This window comes from Paraburkholderia sp. A1RI-2L, assembly GCF_048957375.1.
Classification (GTDB): Bacteria; Pseudomonadota; Gammaproteobacteria; order Burkholderiales; family Burkholderiaceae; genus Paraburkholderia.
This window is the reverse complement of the sequence record NZ_JARBTA010000006.1, coordinates 50,531-69,681: the sequence shown is the minus strand read 5'-3', so window position 1 is coordinate 69,681 and position 19,151 is coordinate 50,531. Positions and strand designations below refer to the sequence as shown.

Below are 19,151 nucleotides of genomic sequence, written 5' to 3'. Positions count from 1 at the left end.
GGCGATTTCAAACCTTGGGAGCAGGCCGGTGCCCGTAGAGATCTGGCCGGATTAGCGACGCCGAACAAAGCGACAAACGTTGCGTGGTGCGAGGCCGATCGTGCGCGGATGCTCACTACAATCTGGAGATCCTGTCTGAGTGGCGGGGCGGCCGTCAGGGTCTGTTGCGGCGACTGGACGCCAGGCGTCGCTTGACGACCTGAAACCCTGTGTTCGACGGGGGCTGGTTGCTGCTTTCATTGCGCTCTCAGGCCGCCCCAACGCTCTCCGTCTTGACAGTTGCCAGTCTGGTGCCGGCAAACGGGTCATTGCGCCAGTCGGCGCCGGTGCGTCCGCCCGCGTCGCGATTCGACGCGCCGTCAATTGCGAAATGCTCAAGAGACTGTCCAGCGCTGATCGCCTGGACTACCCATTGTGGCGGAGCACCTTTGCCATCCCATGTGTTGCCGGAAGCGTCGCGGAAACGCACTGCCCGCAAACGCTCCTGATCGGCCGCAATTGACGACGCAATGTCTTCCGGTTGAATTTCAAATTCAGCCATTCGTCGCCTCAGATAGGCCACGATGCTTTCGCGTTTTCTCTCATCCATCTGGTGTATTCTCAGCGCGACAGTCTGTCGTTGGGCAGGTGATTGCAAATCGCGTGCCGCCAGGATGCCACGCGACCCAGCGCTCCCCATGCCGGGGCAGCGAAGAGGGTGGAGCATGTTTAAACCATATTTTGCTGGGAGCGGCGCAGGTGAGGCGCCGCGACTGGCGACCGGTATGAGAGCAGTATAAATCAACCCATGTGCGACACCAGGTTTGCTTGCACACATTGAGTCTTCTTTTGTTGCGCTCGCGGTTCATCGTGCGGTACGAACGGGCGCATCGCTGACGCGGAACCCATACCTCCCCGACCAACGATGCCGGGTACATGTCTGGATAATAGAGAGTTGGTTTTCTTGTGGCGGAATTAGCATTCAAACGAAAAAGACAGCGTTGCAGGACGCACAGGCAACATCGGGAGTGCTCTATTCCCGAACTCCCGTGACATTCGAACCATTGCGCGCTGCGCTTTCAATTTGCACGGGCGTACTGATAAAGTCATAATCACGACCGCGACGATCGCGTCAATTCTGACGGGCAGACCGAACTTCGAAGTGCCTGGCAAACAAGCCAGGTAAGTTTCAGGATCGCCTGGTCGAAAAACTCACAGGGAGGATTGGAATATGGCTACTTTGGACGCAATCAACTTGAAAATTGCAAAGCTGCAAAAACAGGCGGCCACGATTGCTGAAAAGCAGTCGTCGGTGGGCCTGACGAAAATCCGTGACCTGATGCAAAAGCACGGACTGACTGTCGCTGATATCGAAGGATTTGTTGCAAAACGACGCGGTCGCAAACCTGGGACGACGCTGGCAAAGGCGGCAGCAAAAGCCCCAGGTGCGGCCGTACATCACGTTGCGCCGAAATACGCGGATCCGAAAACGGGTGCGACGTGGTCGGGCCGTGGTCTGGCGCCGCTCTGGATTCGCGACGTCAAGGATCGTTCGAAATTCCTGATTGAAGCTGCGGCAACGGCCAGGACTGCCGACGCAAAGGCAGCGCCTGCGAAGAAGGCTGGCGCAAAGCGTGTCGTGGCTAAAAAGGCGGCGAAGACGGCAGTCGCCACTAAAAAGGCTGGCCGTGCAGCAGCGGCTCCGGCAAAGGGTGTGCGTGGGCGCAAGGTCGCAGCACCCGCGAAAAAGGCTTCGGCGCCGCGCAAGGTCGCAGCCAGAAAGGCACCGGCCGCAGTTGAGGCTGCTGCCACGCCTGAAGTCGCAGCAGCGTAACGGCTAACGGGCAATCCAGTCGTCGCTGGCGGAGTGACATGCTGGCCACGCCGCATTCGCGGCCCGCTACGACTGATTACTCAGGTCCCTTCGCGCGTCGCCTTGCTGAGAGCGGCGCCATTTTTCTGCGTGAGGAAGTGCGGACACAGCGCCGCGCGCCGTCAACCGAATGGCTTATCGTTTCGCGCTCGTATCTCTCGCGTTGCCAGTTGACTGTCCACCCGAGTCGGTTCCTCCGGCGGTTGGTCGGCTGATCTCGCTCGCATGGCCGGGGATGAGCCGCGCGCAGCTCGTGGACCGTTGCCGTCGGCTCGACATGCGTGCATCGCTGCGGGCGCAGCCCGGTATCGGACCGGATGGGCTGACGCAATTCAGGCTCACGCTCAGTTTTGCGAACGGAAGCTTCGAGCTGATCGCCCATGTACGCCGTGTTGTTCGCCGGCGCACGGGCGCGCGACGCCAGAAACCGTCATTGCCTCCAGCACGCGATATCCGGCAACAGAGCCTCTTCTGAGTTTTCAGGGGGCTGGGCACAACGCCTGTCGACACCCAGGCATCACCGCTGAAAAAAGCCCGCTAGAGAATTCTGAGATTGCGAATCTTTCCGATTGCCGGTGAGCGTTCGACGATCAGGTTCGCGATGAACTCCGGCAGCAGCGCGCGCGGCACGTTCGCGGGGATATCGGTCACGAGCTGCGAAGGCACCTGAACGATGAAGTCCTCCGGCGCCGTGGCGAGACTATGTTCGTACGCAACGCGGATGTCCATGCTTTTATCTTTCGGAGATGTGGTTGCCGGGAGCGCATGCAATGTGCACAGGGCTATGCAGGGTTATGGACTCAGTGTAGCGCGCGATACACCTGTCGTTGTTCTGTTGTGAGCGCTTGCGCGCTTTTGCCGACCATCGCAGGCTGTACCGCCGGCGACTCGCTTTCCCTGTGATGCAAGCCCGGCGTTTTGGTGCCCGTCCATGGGAGCCGGTTACCATCAGGTGCCAGAATAACCGTATGACGTTCGCGTGAGCCTCTCTCACGTCCGCCCGTCCTTGTTCACCGACAGCCTTTAATGCGCATGAGCAGACTGATGTGCGAATGCGCGACGGGGCGCATTGACGACGTTATTGTGCAACCTGGAGATGACTGTCGTTGGTGCGGGTGTCATGCGCGACCCTACCCACCAGCTTTCCGAGGTAATCACTCGCCCTCACTACGATCTCCATTCGGGTCACGCTGAGCGCGCGGTCGTATTCATTGACAACGGCGGTGAGACCGTCAGTCAACGATTCAGGCACATTCCAGACGCCAGTGTGGTCTGCCTGATTGAGCACCTCTCCGAGGCCACGCTCAGCGCGTTCGATGTCCGAGATATCGAGCTGCCCGTGTCCGGCCCGGGTGATGAAGCTCGTGATGATGATGATCTGCGAGAGGAGATTGACCAGCGAGCGGTCCGCTTCTCCATTGCGCAGACGCTCGAGCGCAATCCGTGCACGCAGCGCAAGATCCGAGGATTTCTTGCAGGGCATGGGCAGAAAGAGCGATTTTGCAGGCGCACTGGCAGACGGACGACGCGGGGAACGGTAGTTCTTGTTTGGCATGTTCGACAGCGGGCGAATGGATTTCGGGTTCGCATATTGGGACGCTTCACCGCAGGGCAAGAGCACCCGTCAAAATTTGTCCCTGTATCGCGGGTCGTTGCGTTTTCTGTGTGGTTGCCTTTCGATGCCGCGATGCTGCCTTGTTGCGAAACCGCCTATAAACGCGACTAACTGTCCGCACGCCGCGACGCCAGCAAGCGCCTGACGGCGGCCTCCGCTTTCCTGTGTTGACGACAGTCCCCACGAACGGCTGCAAAGTCGGAGCAGGCAGAGGGGCATTGTTGCCCTGGCACGGGTCAGGAAGAAAACCACCGTGCCTTCCTCGCGCTGATTGAGCAGAAGGAGCCGGAGTCTGTCAGCGAACTGACGTTCACGATGGGAGGCGCAATACCGGCTCGGTTGAGGTCCTTGAAGACACGCGGGAAAGATGGGCTGGTTCACCTTGAAACGCGCTTCGGCCCGTCAGATGGCGTCGCGGACCGTATCGCCCGCGATGTCCTTCCAGTAATGCTACGCGGGAGCGATTCCGCTGTTCAGCCGGCATGGGAACAACGGACCCGGTGAGTTGTGAGCGTTGAGCAGGCGCTAGAATAGCCGTCCTGGTAGCCGTAGTCGCCTGTGACGCATCCGCCAGACCAGCGGAAACAGGGCGCGTGATGCCGCAGGTCCGCGGCGCAAGGATTGTGGAAGCAAAAACAGATGAACGATCAACTAAGAGCGAAGATTGGTGCTGTCGCGGGCAAGCTCGTGCAGGAAGCGATGACGACCGGACTGACGTGGGAAGAGATCGCCGCCGCATTTGGCCTGGCCGCGAAAGCGATCGCCCACGCTGCCGCGAGTGCGGGCGATGCGCCGGCAGATGAATGCGTTGCACGCGCGCGTAGCTGTCTGCAAGATGCCTTCGAGCAGGACGTCCACGTCGTCATTGCGGATGGCGGTGCGCCAAAGGGCGACGCCGAAGCCGACGAGAATCCGCTTCTGGCAACGGCCCGCCGTCGTCACACGTCCAGACTCCATTGAACGGCAGGCGAACTCCGCGCCGCGAATAGCGTGGCACACGCTGTTTAGTATGCCCAGGAAAATCCGGGAGAAAATCCAGTTTCCGCGGTCTCCGGCAGCGTCAGATGATTGACCTCTCCGGTCAGCCCGGCGATGCAGGTCGGTGGCAAGTCGACCTGACATGGCGCATTTCTTTACGTACCGGGACCCGGTCACCTCGATGCGCTTGATGCGTCATGACGCGAGGGGCCTGGCACGCGACTACCGGCTTATAGCAGGATCGCCCGCTGCAGCAGTTCCAGCGCTTTCAGTTCGTCCAGGCGACCCGTGCGTGCCTTGCCGGCCAGCGTCTTGATCAAGGCTTCCGCTATCGGCTCAATACCGTGCAGATTGTCCAGGCTCGTCACGGAAGCGCGCGCGAGCGCTGCCGGGGTTCGCTGCGGTACGGCGGACGCCGCGAACGACTCCGGGGTTGCCGGTGTAGCTGCCGGGGCCCCGTCACCACCTTCTTCAGGCAGGCGACCGGCCAGGTCGTCGGGAAAGCCATTTACATGATCTTGCGCGCTGGCAACGATCGCCGCTTGCTGTCCTGCGACTTTCGCCGAAACCGGTGAGGGGTTTGCTGGATCGGCGGCCCGCGTGCGCCGTGCACGCGCCTTCGTACCGGCGGTCTTCGCTGTCATGTCATCGTTTGTTGCGGGCGCAAGCGATTCGAGCTGTTGAGCGGATGCGCGTCCACGCGCAGCAGGCGCAAGCATATGCGACACCGACGCTGGAATATCGGCTTCGGAGCGCGGGGTGTCCAGCCAGCCGGATGGCAATCCCAGTCGCTCCGTGAACCGGTTGGCTTCGACAGCGTCCATGCGCTTCTTGCCATGCAGCCGGTGGGCCATGTTGGAGCCACTCAACTCCATAACCACACCCAGTCTTGCTTTCGATCCGTTTCGACTCGTGAGAACGTGGAGGTTCGCGCGCCGGATGTTTTCTACGTCGGCGCCATCGTTGAGTGCCAGTGACTGCTGTTGGGCCGTTTCAGGCGACGTCCCGCGGTTCGAACGCGAAGCTTTTTGAGGCGTATGGGCTTCGGGCTGTCCGGCCGCTTCGCCCGGACGGGTCTTGACGGCTTTGGGCGTCCGGCCAGTTGCTTTCCTGGGCATTTGTGCTTCCTCGGACAAACTGTCTTCAAGAGAGTGTTGCGGGTCGACGGTCAGGGCAGAAGCCGGCTCGAGTGCTTCGGACTCTCCGTCTGGTTCGTCGTCGGGTTGAATGAAGTCGAGCGGTGCCTTCAGCCGGGCGATGGTCTCGGCTGCGAGCCCAGGATTGGGCTGGTCAAAAAAACCTTGTGGCAACCCGAGCGTGGTTTCGATGTGAAAGGCAGTCTCGGGTGTGAACCTTTCGCCCTTCAGCAGTTCGGCCACGCGCGTCATGCTGGATTCAAGCGCAATGGCGATATTTTCCGCGCCCACTGCGTCGACGAGAAACTGGAACGATCGTGTCTTGAAAATGGAGGCGGTCTGGGCGGAGTCCTGGGCAGGCGCCTTCACATACGGTTGTCTCGGCCGGTTGGGCTGAGACTTCTTTTCGTGGCGAGCCAAGCGTTGGCCGCTGTCGCGGAATCCCGCATATCGCCCGCGGGCTTGATTCATAACGTAGGGCTCCATGCGATCGTTGGAATGGTTTGATTATAGACGCGGCGATGCTGGTATTTGATGCGTTTTTCGCACCATGACGCGTAAATGTACGCCCGGGTGAGGGCGGCGGGCTCCTTGAAGTACCGGTTCTCCATGAACGGGTATTGAATAAATAGGATAACGAATTAAATAACACAGGAATTTCAGGTAACCATTCATGGACCCGCGATGAACCCGGTGCCGTGGTCAACGGTGATGACGGCAAGGCGATAACCCTTTCAAGGCAGGGCGCGGCATCCTGATTATCACAGGAATCGGCGCTTCGGCGAATGGAGCGAGGGCTCTACTGACCTGCCCATCACGCTGGCCGCCGTCGACCGGCAGCTCGAACACTCGAGCATTTACGAGTGCAACGTGCTTCGTCTGCCAAGTCACTGGGGAGGATTTTCAGTTTTCGGTGATTCGAAAAGTCACGGCGAATACTCGCGCTTTCGTCGTCGCGATGGTCTGTCACACCCAGTCGCAAGGTTTCAAGTAGTACGCTGTAATCGCTCAGCGTTAGTGCTGTGCCTTTGCTATCCATCGAATTGAGCCGGCCGAACCGTCGGGGCCGTTTTCCGTGGGCCGCACTTTGTCAGCATACCAGGGCAAATGAATCTGATGGCCAGAAATGACATTTGCTCTACGGTTCATTCCGCTCCCTCAACAAGCCCCGCCATCGTGAACACGATTCTTCTAGTTGACGATGACCGGAAGACCCTACGCCCACTCCGCATACTTCTGGAAGAAAGCGACGGCGGCCATTCCTGTTGTCATGCTTTCAGCCGCGCAGCCGCCTCACTCAGGCGAACGCTTGTGGGACGTCCTGTTGATGAAGCCGACACCGACAGGCCATCTCATCGAAGTGGTCAATAACCCGCTAGAAATGCATCCGTAAATTGCGGAACGACAGACGCAACGCAACGGCGGGCGTTTGAACGGCTGTGTTTTGAACGTAAGCGACGCCCGAACGTCGCCACTCGCACGCTGACGAATGGACGTAGATGGTTTCACCCGCTGAACTATGACGCACAGCTGCCGCAGGCGCCCGGGAGCTTTCTTGAATGGCACCCACCCTTCAAGCCGTTTCCCGGGAAAACCGCGGGTCATTCCAGATGACGCGGCACATCCATCCGGCAATGCAGGACACGCACGACGAAAACCGTGTTTTTTTCGATCCTGTAGAAGATCAAATGGCTCCCCGCCTGGAGGCATTTGTAGGAGTCGAGATCATGGGTGTGTCCGATGTTGGGATTGGCCTGAATGGTCGCAAGGCAGTTGTCCAACAGATCGCTGTAATCGCGCATCTGCCGCTCGCCCCAGGTCAGGAGCGTATAGACAAGGATGTCCTCGATGTCGTGCTCGGCCTGGGCGGCGAGCTCTAGCCGATACTCAGGGAGTGGCATCAGACTTCGGCTTCTCACCCGAGGCTGCGCGGCCTGCGGCCCGCTCTCGAACCGCTTGCATTAGGCCCTTCGAATAGGTTTTGGTGCGGCCCTGCGCAATGTCGTCTTCACCCAGCTGGAGGGCGGCCAACAGTTCGACATGGCGCTCCTCGCTTTCGCGCAAGCGGCGGACGGCGTCGCGAACCAGCTCATTTGCGTTGCTATACAGCCCGCCTTCCACGCTTCGCTTGATGAAGCTTTCGTCGACTGGCGCGAAGTTGATATTCATGACACCCCCAAAACAGAGCAATCTTTGTTCAATCTTTATACAATGTTTGCTCGTTTTTGGCAAGAAAGCACAGATTTTAGTGCCATATCATGATCATTCCGACCCACTCAATGCTCGCAACCCCGCCGACCGTGGGCCGGCCCACCCTCAATATGTTGTCGTGGTGGCCTCGATGGGCCTGTCGCCGATCGTCATCAGCATGCGATTCGCGCGGGGTTGACCCCGCAGGTCGATGCCGTCAGTCACTCTGACGAAGGGCTGATGACGTGCAATGCGACTGACACGATACCTTACTGCGGTGCCGTTCCCAAGCGCAGCCAGAGACTGCAACTTGAGATGTCGATTGGGTGGCCGCTGTGGGCTGCCACTGACATTCGAATGTCAGAGTGGGCCGTCTGGTGGACGACTCAAGTTGGCCGGATGATGCCTTCGCTCGGTCAGACAGATTTCAGCTCTTTCTGGATGTTTTCGCCACAAATGGTGTGGGTATGTGCTGGACCTTCTCGCTTCCGCACTTCGGACAAGGCGGATGAGCGGTTTCGTGTTCAGCAAGATGCTCAGCATGTTCGAACATCTCACCGCACTTCTCGCATTTGTACTGGTAAGTCGGCATGGCATTCCTCCAACGAGAATTCCGCACCTCGTGCTAGCCCGGTACTGTCTACGACGGCATAACCGATTCTGGTGCAGAAAAATGCAGAAAACGCCCGCGTACGCATCTCGCGCCGCGCTCAGCGTATTCGGCGCGGGCAACCCCGGGTATCGCCGACCATGGTCAAGTGATTGCACCTGCTGCCCCGCATCCGTTGGGGCTGCTCGTCGTGGCGGGCCACATCCGACCCAGAGCGTGTGAAGAAGACACATGTCACCTACGCGCGGCGCCGCGCATCCATGAATTCACTCAGCGGCGCGTGAGTACGACGACCTGGTCCTCCGGATCGTAAGCCCTGTGAGCCAGTGCAAGCGCGGCAGCTGCAGCGTCCAATGTCCGGTGTTCTGAGCACATAAAAATATGAAAACAGGACCTTTTGTACGCACTATTTCCATTTTGATCCGATCGTCCCCAAGCCGGCTTTTTGCAGGTCTTCCGGTACCATCACGACGCGAAACTCAACGTCAGCATTGAACGTGAGAAACCACGGCTCCGCGATTGCGGGAATCTGCGACGGCTCATCAAGATTGATGACGAGGAGCGCGCCTCGGCCTCCGTTTTGCTCGGTAAAATAGGCCGCCTCCGGTTTCGCTTCCTCGAGTATTTTCGCCATCACTTCCTCGATGGTGCCGTTGCGCACAAAAGTATTGAATGGCTCGTGGGGAATTCGTATGTTCAAAAGCATGCGCATGGTCATTCTCCTTGGCTGATGCACTGAAAGAAGGCTTCCAGCGTAAGACGTCGTCGATGTTCCATTAGTGGCTTGGGCCACACACCGCGAGATCCCGCACACATTGGTGCGCAACGGTAAGGAGCATCATCGGAAACCGGTGAATTAATGCGTGCGATCTTGCGTGCGAACGGCCGGAATTGGCGCGGTCGGCGGGAACCGACCCGGAAGGGGCGTTCGATCTCCTCGACGGATCCGCCTCCTTCCTGAAGACTGTACATAACACCGTACCTTCCGGTGGAGGCTTGATCGTCTACCGGGACGGTTTGATACCGACTCCACAGTCGGAGAGGCTTTGAGCAAATACGTATCGCTCAGAAACCTCCAGTAAAAACTTATTGAATTTTTCGATGGCCGCTCGATCCAGCTGCCTTACTGCCCCTTCACCTGGAGCCAAATACGTTGTCGGATTGACTGGCACAAGTTTGGCATGGTGGTAATTGTCCGAAACAAGAAATTGCCCTTCTCTGTTTCTGGCACGCACCACTCCCCACGACGATGAAATGCGCGCGGTCCTTAAGATCGCCAGCCTTTGAGCTAACCCGTAGACGGCTCGGTCGATCTGCTCAGTGGTACCACCCATAAAAATCCCTTGCCGTTCGAGAAAGTCAAGATGAGTACCCGATAGCGAACTGGCCGACTTCGATTCGAAGATGGGTTCAGGTGCAAACGGTACGTGTCGCGCGCGACTTCTTTCCGAGATTACGGCCCAATACCGCTCAACGACGAGACTCTCCTCCGAAGTCAGTGCATCTTGCCCGGCGACGATCAGATCAGCCAGCTTTTGAAAAGCAGTCTCATGGGCGATTGCGGCCTTCTCGATTTGCTCGTCCCACTTGCGGATCTCAACGAATTCATTCCACGAAGTTCCTTTTTGGAAGCTCGTCTCCTTTGCACGGAGAAACACCTCGACGCATGAATTTCCAGCGCTGAAGAATCGCTGAATTGACGCTGCTGGGAGTACATGCTGTTTAATGACGGGCTTGTAGTTCTCTTCGTGAATAGTGTCGTAGATGTTGAAGTATGCTACAGGGCTCCAGCCATTCGCGCTCCATTGAAGAATTCCTCCTTCAGAGAAGGTATAAATTGGCAATCCCTTGAAGTCCGCTGCGATCTGAGACAGTGGAATACTGACTTCTTGCCCGACGAATTGGGGAGGTATATCGCCTAGTTCGGGAGGCATCGACATTTGCACTTCCTGCCATGTCGTTGCAGGCTCGGCAACGAACACGCCAATCACCTTGAAATCGCGGACGACCCACTCGTTGTAGCGGTCACCGCGCGCGGACAGGCTGTGTTCCAGATCGGCGATCCCTATGTCAACCTCTTCGGCGACCACCCGCTCTCCGTTCACTACAAATGAGCCAGCGTCGTGTGCCGCCACGGCGACGAGCGAGTTCGACCCGGTCGACGCTATCACTAGACCCACGCTGCCTGTGCTGTGGCGACCGCTCCCATGGAACTGATCGCCGGGCTTTACGACTGAGCAGGAAATGCCGCCCCTTGCGTGCCCCAACCAGACATTCTTGAGGTCTTCTGGGTAAGCTTCCTGTCCTGGACCAACGCCTTTGGGGGTACCAGAGCAGTGAACGACGAGCGCTTGATGTCTTGCCAAGAAAGAGCGGACCTCATCAAGGCTGGGCTTTGTTGGAGAATGCATTTTTAGTTGGCTTCGTGGGCTTATTGTCGGCATGGCATGGCACGGCGAAGCAAACACCGCGTCGCGCCAGTGCGAATTGGCAACGATCTCAGGCGGCAAGTCGACCGACCGTTTGTGGCCGATTGCGGCGTTCAGGACATGAATGTTTTTCCTGTTTCAGCCCCCACCAGGCCAGTCCCGCCGGCTGAACGCGCTGCGGCGGTCTACGGCAAACTCGGGCCGGTGGGCGACACTGGCTAGCTGGCAATCTGTCGCGACCGAAACGGCGAGTCCTGGATCTCCCGGCTAAGCGATCGAGAAACGTTTCACTGAATCGAGTTTCGCTGCTATCTACGATACCTGTGTTCTATATCCGGCAGCGTTGCGCAACTTGTTGATGCCCCTCGCACTTACGACCTGTTTCGCGAACGCTGGACGGACGCCATGCACGAAGGATGGACGCGCAATCCGATCAAGGATCTTCCCAATCTGGAACCTGCCTCAAGTAACAGATTGTTGATCTTGTGCTCGACGGCCGCCCCGGATGCGCGTAGAGGTTTGGCTAACTTGGGCGGATTCAAACATGCGGTGGGGACCGTCTGACGCGCGAATTATCAATTCCGGAGTCCACACCTCCTGTAGCTCATGCGGCGACCTGCCGGCAAGCCGCTCAAGCAGCATTTCCGCCATCCGCTTTCCAGCACGATGCGTCTCCGCGGAAAAAGTCGTCAGCGCTGGCTGCACATAGCGTCCGATTGGATGATTGTCTCCGCCGATCACGCCGATATCACGCCCTGGGACTTTGCCGGTTTCCGAGATCCCGCGCAGCACCCCCAGGGCTACCAGGTCATGCCCACAGACGATGGCCGTCGGCGGCTCTGGAAGTGCCAGCAACTGGCGTGCTGCGTCCGCACCGCCTTCTTCCGATATCGCCGTTTCGATGCAAAGTGTCTTGTCGTATTTGATTCCGGCGGCCCGCAGCGCTTCGACATATCCGCCACGCTCGAGGTGGCTGAACATCAGGTACTCCGGTGCATGGACGAGGGCAATCCGCCGATGCCCCAGCGAAATGAATCGCGCACATCCGGCCCGCCCCACGACATGATGATCGATATCGACGTAAGGAAAATCGTTGGACGTTTCGCTTCTGCCAAACGCGACGAACGGAATCTCCTGCTCGAGAAGGTAGGCAATGCGCTCGTCTTGCCGGCGCGTGCGCCCGAAGAGCAGTGCGTCGACGCGCTGGCGTTCTATCAGACGCTTGAACACATCCAGTTCGGTATCCACGCTTCGCGCGGACGCGACGATCACCTGATAGCCGGTATTGTCCATCGCATCGTTCACCCCCATCAGCATGTCGAGAAAGAACGGGTGAGCGAACGACGTTTGCGGGGGCGACAGAACGAACGCGATGGTGTCAGCCGTTTGCCGGCGCAAGCGACGTGCGGACGGATCCGGAGAAAACCCGTGCAGTTCGGCAGCTGCGAGTACGCGCTTGCGAGTTGCCGGGCTCACGTCGTCGCGGCCGTTCAGTGCCTTCGAAACCGTGCTGGTGGACAGCTTGAGCATGGCCGCAAATTCTTGGATGTTCATCCCGGTTGTTCTCCTCAAGTGGGCATCGTCGACACATCGAAAACGATTCCTGAATTCTACTCGTTCCGGTCAATCATTGAGAACCAGCCGCGGCAAATCACTCCAAAAAACGATTTCGATTCCTGCTACGAATTTTGCGAGGCGATTTTCGTACTTCCTGGGCAGGTGAGTATTAACAGGCTTGCAATCCACGACGACATGCCCACAGGCATCGCTCGTCATCAGTGTTTACCCGTGGCGGCCGCGCGAAATGCACCGTCTGGTGGTGCCATTCGTTTCCGCTCAAAAGCCCTGCGGGGCACGGGTTGAGGCAAACACGTCGGCCTTCGGAGGGTCGAAAACGATTTCGTAATACTTATACGACGCTTGCAAATTGAGTATGACGCTGCTATCTTTGTCTCGAAATCGTTTTCGAAAAAAAGTGCCAACGGCGATCATAAGTTCGGTCCCTGTTACCCGCAGTGGGCGGTACATCAGTTTTTTATGAGGCCGCCTCGTGCGGCCGAGAAGCGTGACAAGAACTGCAGACGCGCGACGGCCGCAGACAAATGCCACGTAACTCCACTCTTGCTGACAGCGTGATTCGCGATTAACCGGTATCTCTACTTGATGGTGAGCGTTTTGATAGAACACATCCTGACTGACAAAGCACCGTTGCCGCGCGGGCACTACGCACAAGCGACCAAAGTAAACGGGTTGATATTCGTTTCGGGCCAACTGCCACTGACAGCCGGCGCCAACTCCACGCTCGTCGAAGGTCTCGACGCGCAGGTTCTTCAGGCACTTTCAAACGTGCGAGAAGTGCTGGTGGCGGCGGGAAGCGACCTCAGCCAGCTGCTGAGCGTACAGGTGTTCATTTCCGACATTGAAGTCTGGCCGCGCGTGAACGAGCTTTACCGGGAATTCATCGGTGACCCTGCGCCCGCGCGAACGGTCGTGCCGTGTGGACATCTCCACTACGGTGCAGAGGTGGAAATCAGTGCAATTGCGCTGAGCAATGACGCGCGCTAAAGACCAATCAGATCAATAGCGCGCCGGGTCGAGAAGGCGGTTGGCCGGGTTATCGGCGCGACCCAATCGGCAATCGGCAATTGGGAGCGGCACTGCATACGCAGACCATCTGGAGCATAGGAGATCGAAATGCAAATGTTTGACTGGTATCGGGTGGCCGCGCCAGCGGAACGGCGAACGTTCTGGGGATGCTTTTTGGGGTGGAGTCTGGATACGTTCGACAATCAGGTTCTGGCATTCCTTTTGCCGGTCCTGATGGCGGCGTGGCACTTCTCCAAGACGGAGGCGGGTTTGATCGCCACTTCGTCTTTGCTTGCCGCCGCGTTCGGGGGATGGGTATCTGGAATTTTGAGCGATCGCCACGGGCGCGTGCGGGTATTGACCTGGTCGATCATCTGGTTCACTGCGTTCAGCATCATCGGCGGGTTCACCAATTCTTATTATCAGCTACTGGTCGTGCGAGCGCTGCAGGGTTTGGGATTCGGCGCTGAATGGGCCGTCGGCGCCGCGCTGATGGCAGAGGTGATCAACCCCGCCCATCGAGGGAAAGCGCTCGGCCTGGTTCAGAGCGGGTTTTCGGTAGGGTGGGCGCTTGCCGCAGTCGTCACGGGTTTGCTTCTCGCGTATCTGCCTTCATGGCTCGCATGGAGATCGGCGTTCTGGGTCGGTGTCATTCCCGCACTGATCGTGTTGGCGATCCGCCGATATATTCCGGAGCCGGCAATATTCCGCGAGATGAAAGAGGCGACCGGAAGCAGAACGCTGGCAAGCTGGCGCTCGTCGTTTCGCAAAGATGTCCGGCGTTCGAGCCTTCTTGCCGCGCTGCTGGTTACCGGCCTTCAAGGCAGCAGCTATGCGGTCATGATCTGGTTGCCGACGATGCTGGTTCAGATCCGCCATCTGCCGCCGTCGTCCGTTGCAATGATGGTGACGATGATGAGTATCGGCTCTTTCATCGGACAGGTGGGCTTCGCTTATATCAACGACTCACTGGGCCGCAGGTTCACCGCGATTGGCTTCTGTCTGTTCTCCGCGTTCCTGACTGGCTGTTACTTGCTGGTGCCAATGAACCCGTGGTTATTCGCGCTACTGGGGTTGCCCGTGGGGATGGGAATTAATGGCGCATTCGCGGGCATTGGCCCGATGTTGTCCGAGCTTTTTCCAACACAGATCCGCACTACTTGCATGGGCTTCTCGTATAACGTCGGCAAGTCGCTTGGAGCACTGAGTGTTGCGCTCGTCGGCGTTGCGGCAGAACACCTCGGGTTGGTCGGATCAATCGCGCTGTTCTGCATTATCGGCTATTCCTGTGCGCTGCTTGCGCTGGCATTCCTTCCAGAGACGCGCGGACGCGATCTCTCGAATATTGCGCCGATCGATGATTCGTACGATCAGGCAGATACGTTGGAGCCGGCAACCCCTATACGCAGATAGAAGTATCGATCTTTCCCGAGCGCCCGGACATTCGGTTTTGTTCACCTTGCTTTTGCGCACGTTCAGACATTGGAGATACGCATGAGTTGCAATTCGGGAATCGATGTCGTCGATTCCGGAGCGGAGGTCGAATTTTATGATCCCGCCGCAGGCCATGGTTTGCCCCACGATCCGTTCAAGGCGATCGTCGCTCCGCGCCTGATTGGCTGGATATCGACATGTTCGCCGAGCGGCCAGCCGAATCTCGCTCCGTACAGTTTTTTCGGTGCATTCGCGGCATTCCCGCCGATCATCGGGTTTTGCAGTGAGGGCCGCAAAGACAGCCTCCGCAATATCGAGCAAACGCACGAATTCGTGTGGAATCTGGCGACGCGTCCGCTCGCCGAGCAAATGAACCGAACGTCGGCGACTGTCGCTCCGGATGTCGACGAGTTTCTACTGGCGGGCGTGACACCGGTCGCGGGACGCAACGTATCGGTGCCGCGTGTCGGCGAATCGCCTGCGGCGCTCGAATGCCGGTTGCTGCAGATTTCTCAGCTTCACGATCTGCACGGCAAACCGACGGATAACTGGCTCGTGCTCGGCCAGGTGATCGGCGTGCATATTCTGAAGGCGTATCTGAAGGACGGTCTGTTCGACACGTATGCCGCACAGCCGATCATGCGGGCCGGCTACCGCGGTGATTACGCCGGGATTGGCGAGAGATTTGAAATGATTCGCCCAGTGTCGTGAATTTTTTGAGTCGCTCATAAAAATTCGAAATCGTTTTATACCACCCCATGTTTGTGCTTGGCCGCTAATTGTTGTTGTGCCACCATAATTTTTATCGAAATCGTTTTCGTAAGTGAGAATGACCATGACTCAGACTGACAGCGAAGTGTCCATGATCCGGGAAACCGCGCGCCGTTTCGTGCGCAACCGGCTCGTGCCGCTAGAGCAGCAAATCGAAACAGATGACGATGTAAGTACGCAATTGCTGGCGCAACTGCGTTCGGAGGTTGCCGCGCTTGGTCTGTACGGCTTCAATCTTCCCGAGAGCATCGGCGGACCGGGGCTGTCGGCGGCTGCCAAAGTGGCCATTCTGGAAGAGGTCACGCATACGTCGGTGCCTCTGAGCGAGGTGTTCGGTCACCTTCCGCTGCAACTGACCCAGACCAATGAAAGTCAACGAGCCGAGCTTCTACCGGACATCCTGTCCGGAAAGAAGATCGTCACCTATGCGTTGACCGAGCCCAACGCCGGATCGGACCTCAGCGGGCTTCGTACCCGAGCGGAAAAAGTGGCGGGCGGATGGGTGCTCAATGGCAGCAAGCATTTCATCTCGCACGCCGAGACCGCGGACTACATCATCGTGCTCGCTGTCACTGAACCGTCGGCCGCGTTGAAGAACAAGCTGACCACGTTTATCGTCCGGCGCGGCAATCGCGGTGTAGTGGGAATGACGCGTTACCGGAAGATGGGCTGGCGTGGTTATCACCTCAACGGGTTCACCCTCGAAAACTGTTTCGTTCCCGACGAAGATCTGCTGGGTGAGCCTGACGCAGGTTTTCTCGGCATGATGCAATCGATCAACCAGGACCGGTTGCTGTCGGCCAGCCGCTCACTCGGTCTTTCGTCGCGCGCACAGGCGATGGCCTGCGAATATGCGCTCGAACGCAAGGCATTCGGCGCGAGTCTTTCGCAGCATCAGGGTATCCAGTTCATGGTCGCCGATAACGACGTGGAGATCGAGGCGGCGCGAATGTTGATCCGCGCGGCTGCGGAAATGATCGAGCACGAAGATTCGCGGGCTCACGTCGCTGCATGCCGTGCGAAGCTCTACGCGAGCGAAATGGGATGCAGGGTAACGGATCGCGTGCTGCAGATTTTCGGCGGCATGGGTTACATGACCGAACTGCCGATCGAGCGATTCTATCGTGACGCGCGCGCATTTCGTATCGGCGAAGGCACATCGGAAATGCAGCGTATCCAGATCGCTCGCGCCGCATTTGCCGTGTCCGGAGGGCGTCATGGCATTTGATCTGCTTGAATCGGGCGAGGCCGATCTGGTCGCCGTGCATCACGGCGAAAGAACAATGAGCCGCGGTGAGCTGCGAATCGCGTCGCGAAGAGCAGCTTCGTTTCTGCTCGAGCTGGGGGTAAGGCGGGGCGACACCATCGCCGTCTGGTTGCCGGATGGCGGCGTGTGGCTGCAACTGTTCTTCGCGGCAGCACAGCTCGGCGTGCTGATGGTGCCGGTGAGTACGCGCTTCAAACAGCAGGAAGCCCAACACGTCGTCGATACTGCGAAAGCGCGCGTCCTGCTCGTGCCACGGCGCTTTCTGGATTTCGACTATGCGGGCGCGGCCCGTGAAATTCAAGCGTCCAGCGATGTGTTGCAGCACGTCGTAGAGGTGAGCCAATTCGATGCGTTCGAATGGGATGCCTATGAACCGTATTCGAAATGGGAAGGCCGCGACACGGATCTGTTGTGCACCTTCACCACATCCGGCACAACCGGTCGGCCCAAGCTCGCGGTTCACACTGCAGGGGGCATTGCCCGTCATGCGCGCAATGCCGCTCGCTTCAACGACATGAAGGTCGGCGATGTGGTTCTTTGTGCGCTGCCTCTTTATGGCGTGCTGGGATTCGTTCAGGCGATCGCAGCGCTCGCTTCGGGCGGTACATGCGTGCTGTTGCCTGTGTTCAAGGCGCAAGCGGCTGCCGAAGCCATCGAGCGTCACCGCGTCACCCATTTCTTCGGCTCGGACGCGATGATGGACATGGTGCTGAATGCCGGAGATTCCTCGTTGGCCACATGGCGTCGGGGTGCATTTGCGGAGTATGCGAGCCTCGGTCAAAGCGTGATCGCGCAGGCATGCTCGGCTTGGGGCGTCCGATTGACGGGGCTCTATGGGATGTCCGAATGCCTTGCAATGACCGCGATCGGCGATCGCGACGGCGATGCACAGCAAAGAGGTCTACCCGGCGGTACACCGATTTCCCCCGAGATTTCGTTTCGGATCGTCGACCCGGTAACCGGTGCGCCATTGCCGGACCGACAGCAGGGCGAATTGCAGCTTCGCGGCTATAACGTGATGGCGGGATATCTGAACAATCCCGCCGCGACCGCGGAAGCACTGACACCCGACGGCTGGCTGAGGACTGGCGATCTCGCCTATGCCGATGGTGGCGGGTTTTGCTACTCGGCGCGGATCAGGGACAGCCTGCGTTTGCGCGGTTATCTGGTCGATCCGGTCGAGATCGAGGACTTTCTCGCACGACATCCGGGTGTTGCGGCGGTGCAAGTCGTGGGGGTCCACATCGACGGCGAGGGAGACGTTGCGGTTGCGTTTGTCCGCAATTCCAGCACCCCCGCGACGGAGCAGGAATTGCTCGTCTGGTGCAAGCAGGGGATTGCCGGTTTCAAGATTCCGCGACGCATTCTGGCAGTGGAGTCTTTTCCGCAACAGGACGGCCCCAATGGCGTGAAGATCCTGAAGAGCGTATTGCGCGACATGGCAGCGCAAACTCTTGGTGTTGCTCAACATTCATCTACAACGCGAGAAGTCCATCATGAAGCAAGCTGAAATTCGCTCCGACATCGCGTGGGCGACACCGACGAAGGTCGTCGTTCACGGTCTGGACTTGTGTGAGGACATCGTCGGCAAACTCGACTTCGGACAAATGGCGTTTCTGCAACTGTTTGGGCGATTGCCTGAAGAGCTCGAACTGCGCATGTTCAACGCGATGATGGTCATTCTGGTCGAGCACGGTATTACACCTTCGTCGCTGGCAACGCGCATGACTTATGCGGGCGCGCCTGAAGCGGTCCAGGCTGCCGTCGCGGCGGGCCTGTTGGGATTGGGTTCGGTATTCGTCGGATCGCTGGACAACGCAGCGCGGCTGTTGCAGGCGTCGCTTCCCGATCCCGCCAACGTGCCTGACATCGGCGCGCTCGCCCGTGAGATCGTCCATGACTACCGCGCGCGCAAGGAGATCCTGCCGGGCATCGGACATCCGTTTCATAAGCCGATCGATCCGCGCGCGCCGGCACTATTCAAAGTCGCTGAGGAGACTGGATATGCCGGCCCTTACATTCGCCTGATGAACGCGATCGGGAAAGAAGCCGAGTCACAGCTGAATCGTCCGTTGCCGGTAAACGTGACCGGTGCGATGGCCGCGGTTGCATCCGAAATGAAGATCCCCTGGCAAATTTGCCGGGGACTAGCGGTTGCCGCGCGTTCGGTTGGGCTTGTCGGGCACATCCTCGAAGAAATGCGTCAACCATTCGCTACCGCGCTCTATTTGCGCACCGAACACGAAGCGAGCGCGCATTTGATCCCGAAGGAGTAACAGGAGA

At 58.6% G+C, this 19,151-nt stretch carries 20 protein-coding genes; 10 read left to right on the top strand and 10 right to left on the bottom strand.

Annotated elements, in window-relative coordinates:
* Positions 1 to 247: 247 nt before the first annotated feature.
* The gene (locus PWP93_RS35305) at positions 248 to 589 is read right to left on the bottom strand and encodes an H-NS family nucleoid-associated regulatory protein (protein WP_421048153.1); all 342 of its coding nucleotides are present in this window, start codon (positions 587 to 589) and stop codon (positions 248 to 250) included.
* 621 nt (positions 590 to 1,210) lie between these two features.
* On the opposite strand from PWP93_RS35305, the gene PWP93_RS35300 reads away from it, so the two are divergent.
* Both PWP93_RS35300 and PWP93_RS35295 read left to right on the top strand, forming a co-directional pair.
* A complete protein-coding gene (locus tag PWP93_RS35300; protein WP_421045104.1) occupies positions 1,211 to 1,813 on the top strand; it encodes an H-NS histone family protein in 603 nt (200 codons plus the stop codon).
* 274 nt (positions 1,814 to 2,087) lie between these two features.
* Positions 2,088 to 2,327: a hypothetical protein gene (locus tag PWP93_RS35295; RefSeq protein ID WP_421045103.1), complete on the top strand. Its 240-nt coding sequence runs from the start codon at positions 2,088 to 2,090 to the stop codon at positions 2,325 to 2,327.
* A gap of 62 nt (positions 2,328 to 2,389) precedes the next feature.
* On the opposite strand, the gene PWP93_RS35290 is transcribed toward PWP93_RS35295, so the two are convergent.
* Together PWP93_RS35290 and PWP93_RS35285 are read right to left on the bottom strand one after the other, a co-directional pair.
* Positions 2,390 to 2,581 carry a hypothetical protein gene (locus PWP93_RS35290; RefSeq protein ID WP_213309070.1) on the bottom strand — a complete coding sequence of 64 codons (192 nt, stop codon included), beginning with the start codon at positions 2,579 to 2,581 and terminating at the stop codon, positions 2,390 to 2,392.
* Positions 2,582 to 2,930: 349 nt separating this feature from the next.
* Positions 2,931 to 3,407, bottom strand: coding sequence for a hypothetical protein (locus tag PWP93_RS35285; RefSeq protein WP_421048152.1), 477 nt, complete (start codon positions 3,405 to 3,407; stop codon positions 2,931 to 2,933).
* Positions 3,408 to 4,106: 699 nt separating this feature from the next.
* Here PWP93_RS35285 and PWP93_RS35280 point away from each other — a divergent pair.
* A complete protein-coding gene (locus tag PWP93_RS35280) occupies positions 4,107 to 4,427 on the top strand; it encodes a hypothetical protein (RefSeq protein WP_421048151.1) in 321 nt (106 codons plus the stop codon).
* Between the two features lie 248 nt (positions 4,428 to 4,675).
* Here the strand turns inward: PWP93_RS35280 and PWP93_RS35275 are convergent, their stop codons facing one another.
* From PWP93_RS35275 to PWP93_RS35245, 7 genes are all read right to left on the bottom strand, one after another.
* Positions 4,676 to 6,052, bottom strand: a complete 1,377-nt coding sequence (locus tag PWP93_RS35275; protein WP_421048150.1) for a hypothetical protein — start codon at positions 6,050 to 6,052, stop codon at positions 4,676 to 4,678.
* Positions 6,053 to 7,182: 1,130 nt separating this feature from the next.
* Positions 7,183 to 7,482 (bottom strand): type II toxin-antitoxin system RelE/ParE family toxin, encoded by a 300-nt coding sequence (locus tag PWP93_RS35270; RefSeq protein WP_421048149.1) that lies wholly within the window; start codon positions 7,480 to 7,482, stop codon positions 7,183 to 7,185.
* Entirely contained in the window at positions 7,469 to 7,750 is a 282-nt protein-coding gene (locus tag PWP93_RS35265) for a type II toxin-antitoxin system ParD family antitoxin (RefSeq protein ID WP_421048148.1), read from the bottom strand. Before PWP93_RS35265 ends, PWP93_RS35270 begins: the two co-directional genes overlap by 14 nt.
* 448 nt (positions 7,751 to 8,198) lie before the next feature.
* Positions 8,199 to 8,363, bottom strand: a complete 165-nt coding sequence (locus tag PWP93_RS35260; RefSeq protein ID WP_175198492.1) for an FmdB family zinc ribbon protein — start codon at positions 8,361 to 8,363, stop codon at positions 8,199 to 8,201.
* 424 nt (positions 8,364 to 8,787) lie between these two features.
* A complete protein-coding gene (locus PWP93_RS35255; RefSeq protein WP_421048147.1) occupies positions 8,788 to 9,093 on the bottom strand; it encodes a panthothenate synthetase in 306 nt (101 codons plus the stop codon).
* Positions 9,094 to 9,385: 292 nt separating this feature from the next.
* Complete coding sequence (locus tag PWP93_RS35250; RefSeq protein ID WP_421048146.1) at positions 9,386 to 10,471, bottom strand: hypothetical protein; 1,086 nt, start codon at positions 10,469 to 10,471, stop codon at positions 9,386 to 9,388.
* Positions 10,472 to 11,272: 801 nt separating this feature from the next.
* On the bottom strand, positions 11,273 to 12,364 hold the full coding sequence (locus tag PWP93_RS35245) for a LacI family DNA-binding transcriptional regulator (RefSeq protein ID WP_421048145.1): 1,092 nt from the start codon (positions 12,362 to 12,364) through the stop codon (positions 11,273 to 11,275).
* On the opposite strand from PWP93_RS35245, the gene PWP93_RS35240 reads away from it, so the two are divergent.
* From PWP93_RS35240 to PWP93_RS35210, 7 genes are all read left to right on the top strand, one after another.
* Positions 12,353 to 12,673 (top strand): hypothetical protein, encoded by a 321-nt coding sequence (locus PWP93_RS35240; RefSeq protein WP_421048144.1) that lies wholly within the window; start codon positions 12,353 to 12,355, stop codon positions 12,671 to 12,673. The two genes, PWP93_RS35245 and PWP93_RS35240, sit on opposite strands and share 12 nt — an antisense overlap.
* A 300-nt stretch (positions 12,674 to 12,973) precedes the next feature.
* Positions 12,974 to 13,375 carry a RidA family protein gene (locus PWP93_RS35235; RefSeq protein ID WP_421048290.1) on the top strand — a complete coding sequence of 134 codons (402 nt, stop codon included), beginning with the start codon at positions 12,974 to 12,976 and terminating at the stop codon, positions 13,373 to 13,375.
* 129 nt (positions 13,376 to 13,504) lie between these two features.
* A complete protein-coding gene (locus PWP93_RS35230) occupies positions 13,505 to 14,809 on the top strand; it encodes an MFS transporter (RefSeq protein ID WP_421048143.1) in 1,305 nt (434 codons plus the stop codon).
* 81 nt (positions 14,810 to 14,890) lie between these two features.
* A complete protein-coding gene (locus tag PWP93_RS35225) occupies positions 14,891 to 15,541 on the top strand; it encodes a flavin reductase family protein (protein WP_421048289.1) in 651 nt (216 codons plus the stop codon).
* A gap of 118 nt (positions 15,542 to 15,659) precedes the next feature.
* A complete protein-coding gene (locus PWP93_RS35220; protein ID WP_421048142.1) occupies positions 15,660 to 16,829 on the top strand; it encodes an acyl-CoA dehydrogenase family protein in 1,170 nt (389 codons plus the stop codon).
* On the top strand, positions 16,819 to 18,378 hold the full coding sequence (locus PWP93_RS35215) for an AMP-binding protein (protein ID WP_421048141.1): 1,560 nt from the start codon (positions 16,819 to 16,821) through the stop codon (positions 18,376 to 18,378). The genes PWP93_RS35220 and PWP93_RS35215 overlap by 11 nt, the downstream gene beginning before the upstream one ends.
* Positions 18,365 to 19,144, top strand: coding sequence for a citryl-CoA lyase (locus tag PWP93_RS35210; RefSeq protein WP_421048140.1), 780 nt, complete (start codon positions 18,365 to 18,367; stop codon positions 19,142 to 19,144). Before PWP93_RS35215 ends, PWP93_RS35210 begins: the two co-directional genes overlap by 14 nt.
* Positions 19,145 to 19,151: the final 7 nt, after the last annotated feature.

Coding starts and splice junctions, on each gene's coding strand:
- PWP93_RS35305 (WP_421048153.1), bottom strand. CDS start 589: ATGGATGAGAGAAAACGCGAAAGCATCGTGGCCTATCTGAGGCGACGA.
- PWP93_RS35300 (WP_421045104.1), top strand. CDS start 1,211: ATGGCTACTTTGGACGCAATCAACTTGAAAATTGCAAAGCTGCAAAAA.
- PWP93_RS35295 (WP_421045103.1), top strand. CDS start 2,088: ATGAGCCGCGCGCAGCTCGTGGACCGTTGCCGTCGGCTCGACATGCGT.
- PWP93_RS35290 (WP_213309070.1), bottom strand. CDS start 2,581: ATGGACATCCGCGTTGCGTACGAACATAGTCTCGCCACGGCGCCGGAG.
- PWP93_RS35285 (WP_421048152.1), bottom strand. CDS start 3,407: ATGCCAAACAAGAACTACCGTTCCCCGCGTCGTCCGTCTGCCAGTGCG.
- PWP93_RS35280 (WP_421048151.1), top strand. CDS start 4,107: ATGAACGATCAACTAAGAGCGAAGATTGGTGCTGTCGCGGGCAAGCTC.
- PWP93_RS35275 (WP_421048150.1), bottom strand. CDS start 6,052: ATGAATCAAGCCCGCGGGCGATATGCGGGATTCCGCGACAGCGGCCAA.
- PWP93_RS35270 (WP_421048149.1), bottom strand. CDS start 7,482: ATGCCACTCCCTGAGTATCGGCTAGAGCTCGCCGCCCAGGCCGAGCAC.
- PWP93_RS35265 (WP_421048148.1), bottom strand. CDS start 7,750: ATGAATATCAACTTCGCGCCAGTCGACGAAAGCTTCATCAAGCGAAGC.
- PWP93_RS35260 (WP_175198492.1), bottom strand. CDS start 8,363: ATGCCGACTTACCAGTACAAATGCGAGAAGTGCGGTGAGATGTTCGAA.
- PWP93_RS35255 (WP_421048147.1), bottom strand. CDS start 9,093: ATGCGCATGCTTTTGAACATACGAATTCCCCACGAGCCATTCAATACT.
- PWP93_RS35245 (WP_421048145.1), bottom strand. CDS start 12,364: ATGAACATCCAAGAATTTGCGGCCATGCTCAAGCTGTCCACCAGCACG.
- PWP93_RS35235 (WP_421048290.1), top strand. CDS start 12,974: ATGGTGAGCGTTTTGATAGAACACATCCTGACTGACAAAGCACCGTTG.
- PWP93_RS35230 (WP_421048143.1), top strand. CDS start 13,505: ATGCAAATGTTTGACTGGTATCGGGTGGCCGCGCCAGCGGAACGGCGA.
- PWP93_RS35225 (WP_421048289.1), top strand. CDS start 14,891: ATGAGTTGCAATTCGGGAATCGATGTCGTCGATTCCGGAGCGGAGGTC.
- PWP93_RS35220 (WP_421048142.1), top strand. CDS start 15,660: ATGACCATGACTCAGACTGACAGCGAAGTGTCCATGATCCGGGAAACC.
- PWP93_RS35215 (WP_421048141.1), top strand. CDS start 16,819: ATGGCATTTGATCTGCTTGAATCGGGCGAGGCCGATCTGGTCGCCGTG.
- PWP93_RS35210 (WP_421048140.1), top strand. CDS start 18,365: ATGAAGCAAGCTGAAATTCGCTCCGACATCGCGTGGGCGACACCGACG.